Annotated in this window: 9 protein-coding genes; all 9 read left to right on the top strand. The window is 38.2% G+C overall.

All coding sequences use genetic code 11. The features are described 5' to 3' along the window. Positions 1-171 precede the first annotated feature (171 nt). Positions 172-1617: a Fe-S cluster assembly protein SufB gene (gene sufB / locus ACZFYI_RS11145; RefSeq protein ID WP_462524207.1), complete on the top strand. Its 1446-nt coding sequence runs from the start codon at positions 172-174 to the stop codon at positions 1615-1617. A gap of 27 nt (positions 1618-1644) precedes the next feature. Next, entirely contained in the window at positions 1645-2037 is a 393-nt protein-coding gene (locus ACZFYI_RS11140) for a four helix bundle protein (protein ID WP_462524206.1), read from the top strand. Between the two features lie 43 nt (positions 2038-2080). Next, on the top strand, positions 2081-2842 hold the full coding sequence (sufC, locus tag ACZFYI_RS11135; protein ID WP_462524205.1) for a Fe-S cluster assembly ATPase SufC: 762 nt from the start codon (positions 2081-2083) through the stop codon (positions 2840-2842). Between the two features lie 32 nt (positions 2843-2874). After that, positions 2875-4152, top strand: coding sequence for a Fe-S cluster assembly protein SufD (sufD, locus tag ACZFYI_RS11130; protein WP_462524204.1), 1278 nt, complete (start codon positions 2875-2877; stop codon positions 4150-4152). A 9-nt stretch (positions 4153-4161) separates the two neighbouring features. Beyond that, positions 4162-5385: a SufS family cysteine desulfurase gene (locus tag ACZFYI_RS11125; protein WP_462524203.1), complete on the top strand. Its 1224-nt coding sequence runs from the start codon at positions 4162-4164 to the stop codon at positions 5383-5385. After that, the gene (locus ACZFYI_RS11120) at positions 5382-5813 is read left to right on the top strand and encodes a SufE family protein (RefSeq protein WP_462524202.1); all 432 of its coding nucleotides are present in this window, start codon (positions 5382-5384) and stop codon (positions 5811-5813) included. The genes ACZFYI_RS11125 and ACZFYI_RS11120 overlap by 4 nt, the downstream gene beginning before the upstream one ends. Positions 5814-5818: 5 nt before the next feature. Beyond that, positions 5819-6160, top strand: coding sequence for a DUF59 domain-containing protein (locus ACZFYI_RS11115; RefSeq protein WP_258421968.1), 342 nt, complete (start codon positions 5819-5821; stop codon positions 6158-6160). A gap of 21 nt (positions 6161-6181) precedes the next feature. Next, positions 6182-6601, top strand: a complete 420-nt coding sequence (locus ACZFYI_RS11110) for a BrxA/BrxB family bacilliredoxin (RefSeq protein ID WP_462524201.1) — start codon at positions 6182-6184, stop codon at positions 6599-6601. A gap of 298 nt (positions 6602-6899) precedes the next feature. Continuing rightward, the gene (locus tag ACZFYI_RS11105) at positions 6900-8189 is read left to right on the top strand and encodes a citrate synthase (RefSeq protein WP_462524200.1); all 1290 of its coding nucleotides are present in this window, start codon (positions 6900-6902) and stop codon (positions 8187-8189) included. Positions 8190-8455: the final 266 nt, after the last annotated feature.

Raw genomic sequence — 8455 nt, 5'->3', positions numbered from 1 at the left:
CTGAGATACAAACTCTCAGCTATTTTAATTTTTAAATAGTTGATTTTGTGAGAAATAAGGTCCTCATAGTGCATAATGGATCAATTTTTCCAATGGAATTGAACATTATATTTTGGTTTAATGTTGTATCTTCGCCTCACAAACTATAATTAGTCTAAATTACTCAAACAAATGAGCAAGGACAATAAGATATTAGAAGAATTAACCTCTAAAGATTACGAACATGGATGGTCAGTTAATTTAGAAGCCGACGAAGCTCCTATTGGATTAAATGAGGATATCATACGTTGGATTTCTGCAAAAAAAGAAGAACCTCAATGGTTACTCGAATGGAGACTGAAGGCTTTTAATAATTGGTTAACCATGACTGAACCGGTTTGGGCTAATGTTCATTATCCAAAAATTGATCTTCAGGGACTCCGGTATTACTCTGCTCCAAAGAAAAGTAACAAGCCTAAAAGTCTGGATGAAATTGATCCTGAATTACTTCAGATTTATGAGAGGTTGGGAATCAATCTTAACGAGCAAAAAAGATTACAAGGGATCGCTGTCGATGCCGTTCTTGATTCAGTTTCTGTAGGTACGACTTTTAAGGAAACACTTTCCAAATTAGGAATTATTTTTTGTTCTTTCAGTGAGGCTGTTCATGAACATCCAGAACTCGTCAAAAAATACTTGGGGTCTGTAGTCCCAATGACTGATAATTATTATGCAGCACTCAATTCTGCTGTTTTTTCTGATGGCTCATTCTGCTACATACCTACAGGAGTCAGGTGCCCAATGGAGCTTTCTACTTATTTCAGAATCAATGCTGCCAATACAGGGCAATTTGAAAGAACATTAATTATAGCAGATGAAGGATCTTATGTGTCTTATTTGGAAGGTTGTACGGCTCCACAGAGAGATGAAAATCAGTTGCATGCTGCAGTAGTAGAAATATATGCAGCAAAAAATGCGGAAGTAAAATATTCCACTGTTCAGAATTGGTACCCGGGAGATAAATCAGGCAAAGGAGGGATTTATAATTTTGTGACCAAAAGAGGAATTTGCGCAGGCGACCATTCCAAAATATCATGGACTCAGGTCGAAACCGGTTCTGCAGTCACTTGGAAGTATCCTTCATGTATACTCAAAGGAGATTATTCAATTGGGGAATTTTACTCTGTAGCTGTTACCAATAATTACCAACAAGCTGATACAGGTACCAAAATGATCCACATCGGCAAAAACACGAGATCAAGGATCGTATCTAAGGGTATTTCTGCAGGCAAGTCCCAGAATTCCTACAGAGGTCAGGTTCAGGTGATGAAAAGGGCATCCAACGCTAGGAATTTCTCTCAGTGCGATTCTCTATTAATGGGTGACCGTTGTGGCGCGCATACATTTCCATATATAGATATTCAAAATCCAACTGCCAAAGTCGAGCACGAAGCCACTACCTCCAAAATCGGTGAGGACCAATTATTTTATTGCAATCAAAGAGGTATCAGTACTGAAGACGCCGTAGCCCTTATTGTAAACGGCTACGCAAAAGAAGTATTGAACCAGCTTCCTATGGAGTTTGCAGTAGAGGCACAAAAGCTTCTCGCACTTACACTAGAGGGAAGTGTTGGATAGTAAATTCCCGGTTTGAAATTTGAGATTATGGGTACTATCCGTCGTTCTGAAGATCTTGAAATTTGGCAAAAAGCAAGAAATTTTAGTGTAGAAATATTTCAAATTTCGAATTCAAATGGGCTAGAAAAGGACTTTGGATTGAGAAATCAAATTTTAAATTCTTCAGGATCCATTATGGACAATATTGCTGAAGGATTTGAGAGAGAAGGAAATAAAGAGTTTATAAATTTCTTAAGTATTGCAAAAGGTTCATGTGGTGAATCTCGCTCGCAATTATATCGGGCTTTGGACCGCAAATATATAACAGAGGAAAAATTCAGTGAGCTAATTGAAAAAAATGTCGAGATCATGAAATCAATTTCCGGTTTCATGAAATATTTAAAAGAAAGTGAATTAAAAGGTAACAAGTTTAATCGGTGATTCTAGGCTCATCGAATTTCAAATTTCTAACTTCAAATCGTACATGTTAACAATCAAGAATTTACATGCCTCTATCGAAGGCACTCCTATATTAAGAGGTATAAACCTCGAAGTCAAAGCCGGTGAGGTGCATGCTATCATGGGTCCAAATGGTTCGGGGAAGTCTACCCTAGCCTCAGTTTTGGCCGGAAGAGAAGAATATGAAGTAACAGAAGGCGAAGTATTGTTTCAAGGTAAAGACCTGCTCGAATTGGCTCCCGAAGACAGGGCAAGGGAAGGTGTATTTCTTGCATTCCAATATCCTGTTGAAATTCCTGGAGTAAGCACCACGAATTTTTTGAGAACTGCCGTCAACCAAGTCCGTGAGTACAGAGGCTTACCCGCATTGGACGCTGTCAAGTTTCTTTCTGTGATGAAAGAAAAAATGAAATTGGTAGAGATAGACCAAAAACTGTTGAGCAGGTCTTTGAATGAAGGATTTTCCGGTGGTGAAAAAAAGAGAAACGAAATTTTTCAAATGGCCATGTTGGAACCTACCCTTTCTATTTTGGATGAAACGGATTCTGGTTTGGATATTGATGCCTTGAGAATTGTTTCCAATGGTGTAAATAAACTGAAGTCTGACAAAACCGCAACCATTGTGGTCACGCACTATCAGAGGCTGTTGGATTATATTGTACCTGATTATGTCCATGTTCTTTATAATGGAAGAATCGTAAAATCAGGCACAAAAGAACTGGCGATGGAATTGGAAGAAAAAGGGTACGATTGGATCAAAGAAGAAGTGAATGCCGCTTCCGTCTAATTCCAGTTTTTACCAATAATCTTTTGAAATCAATGACAACAACTACAAAGAATACAATACTTGATTCCTTTTTTAATCATGTACCTGACCGATCTTCATTCTCTGAATTGAGAGCATCGAGCAAAGACTTGATTGAAAAAAACGGCCTTCCGGCAATAAAAGATGAAGAATATAAATTCACTGCCATCAGTAAAAAACTGGAGCAGTCAATTTCTGATTTTTCCATTGCTTTAAAAATCAACCTTAACTCTGACATCATCAAAACCCACGTTTTTGAAGGGTTTGATGGAGATCTTCTGATTTTCAACAATGGGATTTTTGAAAAGGAATTATCTTCTGTTTCCAACGAGGGGTACATTCTTTCCTCAATAGGAGACACAAAACCTGAGTTGTTTGGAAAAATTGCTAAGAAAGAAAAAGACCCATTTGTTGCTCTCAACAATGTCTCATTTGAAGACGGTGTTTATCTTAAGGTTTCTAAAAACCAAAAAGTAGAAAAACCAATTCTTTTCCTTTTTCTAAATCAAGCAAATCAAGGACAGGTAATACAATCCAGAATATTGATTGAAGTGGAGGACAATGCAGAAGTTACCTTCTTGGAAGACAGTATTTCGCTTGATGACAAAAGTTATTTTAGCAATAACGTGACTGAAATTAAAGTCGGTCAAAATTCTCAAGTCCATTACAATAGACTTCAAAACGAAAGCAAAAACGCAATTACAGTCAATAATACCGAAACAGATATCCATAGGGATGCTGTATTCACTTCCGTGGTCATTTCTCTTTCGGGAGATATGGTACGAAATAACTTGAGCTTGAATCTCCTGGATTCGGGATGCGAAGGAAATATGTATGGCTTGTACCTTTTGAATGGAAAAACCCATGTGGACAACCATACCAACGTCGACCATACCAAGCCGCATGCACAATCTAATGAATTGTACAAAGGGGTTTTGGCTGACAGTTCCCGAGGGGTTTTCAATGGTAAAATTTTCGTGAGACAGGATGCGCAAAAGACAAATGCCTTTCAGCAAAACAACAATATCCTGTTATCAGAAGATGCGATAGTGAATACCAAGCCGCAATTGGAAATCTGGGCGGACGATGTAAAATGCTCTCACGGATGCACTACCGGTCAATTGGATGAAGAAGCCTTATTCTATCTGAGAGCCAGAGGTTTGGGAAAAGAACAGGCTAAAGGAATGTTGCTTTATGCTTTTACAGGTGAAGTCATGGACCATATCTCTTACGATGCTTTCCAAAATCATATAGTAAACATTGTTCAAAATCGCTTGGGAAGTAATTTTTAAGGAGAAGTCATGGCATTGAATATCGAAGAAATCAGAGCGATGTTTCCTGTCCTCCATCAGGAGGTCAATGGTAAACCTTTGATTTATTTTGACAATGCTGCGACTACACAAAAGCCCCAATCGGTTCTTGATGCACTTACAGGTTATTATGAGCATGACAACTCAAATATCCATAGAGGAGCTCATACCTTGGCCGATCGTGCTACGAGGTATTATGAGAAGACAAGAGAGGGTGTCAAGAACTTTATCAATGCATCTGAAAGTGCTGAAATAATTTTCACCAAAGGAACTACAGAAAGTATCAATTTGGTAGCTTCTTCCTTCGGAAGGAAATTTATCACCAAAGGGGATGAAATCATCATTTCAACCCTCGAGCACCACTCTAACATCGTACCATGGCAAATGCTCTGCGATGAAAAAGAGGCTATCCTGAGAATCATTCCTATCAATGACCAGGGGGAAATCCTATTAGAGGAATTTGAAAAAATGCTTACAGAAAAGACAAGATTTGTAAGTATCGTCCATGTATCAAATGCCTTGGGGACCATCAATCCTGTAAAAAAGATCATCGAGAAAGCCCACCAAGTTGGTGCCAAAGTGCTTTTAGATGGGGCACAATCCACCAACCACCTCGATATCGATGTACAGGAATTGGATTGCGACTTTCTGGCTTTTTCTGCTCACAAATTGTATGGACCAACCGGCTTGGGAATTTTGTATGGAAAAAGAAGCCTACTTGAAATCATGCCTCCTTACCAAGGAGGTGGCGAAATGATCAAAGAAGTCACCTTTGCCAAAACAACCTATAATGAAATCCCATTCAAATTTGAGGCAGGCACTCCAAACATCGCTGATGTAATCGCCTTCCAAAAAGCCTTGGATTTCATCTCTTCTCTTGGAAAACTAAACATCAAAAACCACGAGGACAATCTACTTCGGCACGCCAACGATTCCTTTGGCGAGATCAAAGGTTTTGTCCCGGTGGGCACAGCAACTGAAAAAGTAAGCGTTTTGTCATTCAATATTAATGGAATGCATCCCTTTGATGTTGGAGTGATGCTCGATGCCAACGGGATTGCGGTGAGAACAGGACACCATTGTACCCAGCCTTTGATGCAGAGATTGGGTCTCGAGGGAACTGTAAGGGCTTCATTTTCTGTTTACAATACCAAATCCGAAATTGACCAAATGGCGGTTAGCTTATCGAAAATTGCCAAAATCAAAAACAAATGAGCAGTATCCAGGACATACAGGAAGAAATCATTGGAGAATTTGAGATTTTGGGTGATGACAAAGAATCTACCATTTACTATATCATGGAATTGGGAGGTCAATTACCCGAATTTCCTGAGGAAGAAAGGGTAGACGAAAATATCATCAAAGGCTGCCAATCCAAAGTCTGGCTGACCACTAGAAAGGATGGGGATAAAATACAATACCTTGCCGACTCAAATACAGATATTACCAAAGGACTTATCAGCTTATTGATCAGGGTGCTGTCAGATAGGACGCCTCAAGAAATCCTAAAGGCTGAACTGGACTTTATAGATAAAATAGGAATGGGAACTATCATCGGTTCCCAAAGATCAAACGGATTATCGGCAATGATCAAGCAAATGAAATTATACGCTTTGGCTTATCAGGCCAAGCAAAATGTATAAATGATATGTCAGAAACCACAGAAGAGATAAAGGAAATACCTTCGCAAGAACTTAAGGACAAAGTAATCAATGCCATCAAGCAAGTGTATGATCCTGAGATTCCTGTTGATGTGTACGAATTAGGATTGATATATGAAATCAGTGTCTATCCTGTGAATAATGTATACATCATGATGACACTCACTTCTCCCAATTGTCCATCAGCGGAATTTATTCCTTCAGAAGTAAAAAATAAAATCCAACAAATTCAGGGAATCAATCATGTAGAATTAGAACTTACCTTTGATCCTCCCTATTCGCAGGACATGATGTCCGAAGCAGCTAAACTTGAATTAGGTTTTCTTTAAAAATAAAAAATTAAAAAAAATATGTACCCAGAGGAATTAATTGCTCCCATGCGTTCTGAACTGACCAATGTTGGTTTTCAGGAATTCAGAACAGCCGAAGAAGTGGAAACCCATTTGAAAGACCACAAAGGGACCACATTCATTGTCATCAACTCTGTATGTGGCTGCGCTGCCGGTGCAGCAAGACCTGGAGTTAGGTTGGCTTTAGATCAAAGTGATGTCAAACCAGATGTATTGGCAACTGTTTTTGCTGGAAATGATGCCTCTGCAGTAGCAAAAGTCAGGCAGCTCCATTTACCATATCCTCCATCCTCTCCTGCCATGGCATTGTTCAAAGACGGTGAGTTGGTTCACTTCATTGAAAGACACCACATCGAAGGAAGAAACGCAAAAATGATTGGTGAACATCTCATTGAGGTTTTTGAACACTTCTGTAAATAAAATTAGCCCTTCGGGGCTTTTTTTTTGTAAAAAATTCTAACCTCCTTTTTGGCAGTCAAAAAAATATTAATCTAAAAAAACCACTCTTAAGTAACAATAATTACGTATTTGGATAAAAATAATCCGAAATCCTTTCAGATTTTTGAATTTCAAAAAATAACATACAATAAAATTCATAATCTTTAATTCGCTATTGATGTAATTAAACATGTGAAAAATACACGTTTTTATTAACTTAAGGGCAGAAAAGGAAGTTAATCACTTTGAAACGATAAACAGAAAAATAAAAACAATACTTATGTCCGAAACCGCTAAGTTTTCATACGGAGGAAAAGATTTTGAACTCCCAATTATTGAAGGAACTGAGAATGAAAAAGCTATAGACATAGCTAAATTAAGAGCTCAGACAGGATTAATTACAATTGACCCAGGATTTAAAAACACAGGTTCTACGACAAGTTACATTACATTTTTGGATGGTGAACTCGGTATTCTAAGGTATAGAGGTTATAATATTGAAGAACTTGCTGAAAAGTCAACTTTTCTTGAAGTTGCTTATCTGTTGATTTATGAAGAACTTCCAACACAGCAACAGTTCGAGAAATTCACAAGAGAAATTACCACCCATACTTTGGTACACGAAGACATCAAAAAAATACTTGATGGATTCCCTTCTAACTCACACCCAATGGGCGTGCTTTCTTCATTGATTTGCTCATTGACTGCATTCTATCCAGAATCTTTGGATCCAACCAGAAACGAGGATGCAGTCAATTTAAGTATTCTAAGGTTGTTGGCCAGAATGCCAACATTTGCGGCTTGGGCATACCAAAATGAAGTAGGTCATCCGGTAAACTATCCTGACAACAGCCTTGATTATTGCTCTAACTTTTTAAAAATGATGTTTGCCTTACCTGCTGAAAAATATGATGTAGACCCTATTGTTACTAAGGCTCTCGATCAGCTGCTTATTCTACATGCAGACCACGAACAAAACTGCTCTACATCGACCGTGAGAATCGTAGGCTCTTCACAGGCTAGTATTTTTGCTTCCATATCTGCCGGTATCAATGCGCTTTGGGGGCCACTTCACGGTGGTGCCAATCAGGCTGTAATTGAAATGCTCGAAGCAATCAAAGCCGACGGAGGTGACACCAAAAAATTCCTCGATAAGGCAAAAGATAAAAATGATCCCTTTAGATTGATGGGATTCGGCCACCGCGTTTATAAAAACTTTGATCCAAGAGCTAAAATCATCAAAAAAGCTGCAGACGATGTCTTGGCAAAATTGGGTGTATCTGATCCTGTTTTGGAAATCGCCAAAGAATTGGAATATGCAGCATTGAACGACCAATATTTCGTTGAAAGAAACCTTTATCCAAATGTGGATTTCTACTCAGGAATCATCTACAGGGCTTTGGGTATCCCAACGGAAATGTTTACAGTTCTTTTCGCAATGGGACGTCTCCCAGGATGGATCGCCCAATGGAAAGAAATGAGACAAAATGGAGAACCAATCGGAAGGCCACGTCAAATCTATACAGGTGCGGTTAATAGAAATTACGTTTCTATGAACAAAAGAGGTTAACCAAAACCTAAAATACGAATCAAGCTCCAAACTTCAGTTTTTCAACTTGGGTTTGGAGTTTTTTTGTTAGAATAAATTCAAATTTTTGTAGGTATTGAAATCCAAAATAAATACCCAAATCTATATTCTTTACTATATTTGGAAACTAAAAATCAATATCAAGTTTACTTATGAAGGCAAATACTTTAGAGATAATTAATAGAATTTGGAAATTTAGAAATGAAAATAATATTTCGATTGCTTATTTTGTAAATTTTCCCAAACGT

It is taken from the genome of Aquiflexum sp., assembly GCF_977115555.1.
The sequence above is the reverse complement of the archived record's forward strand: the minus strand, read 5'-3'. Positions and strand labels throughout refer to the sequence as shown.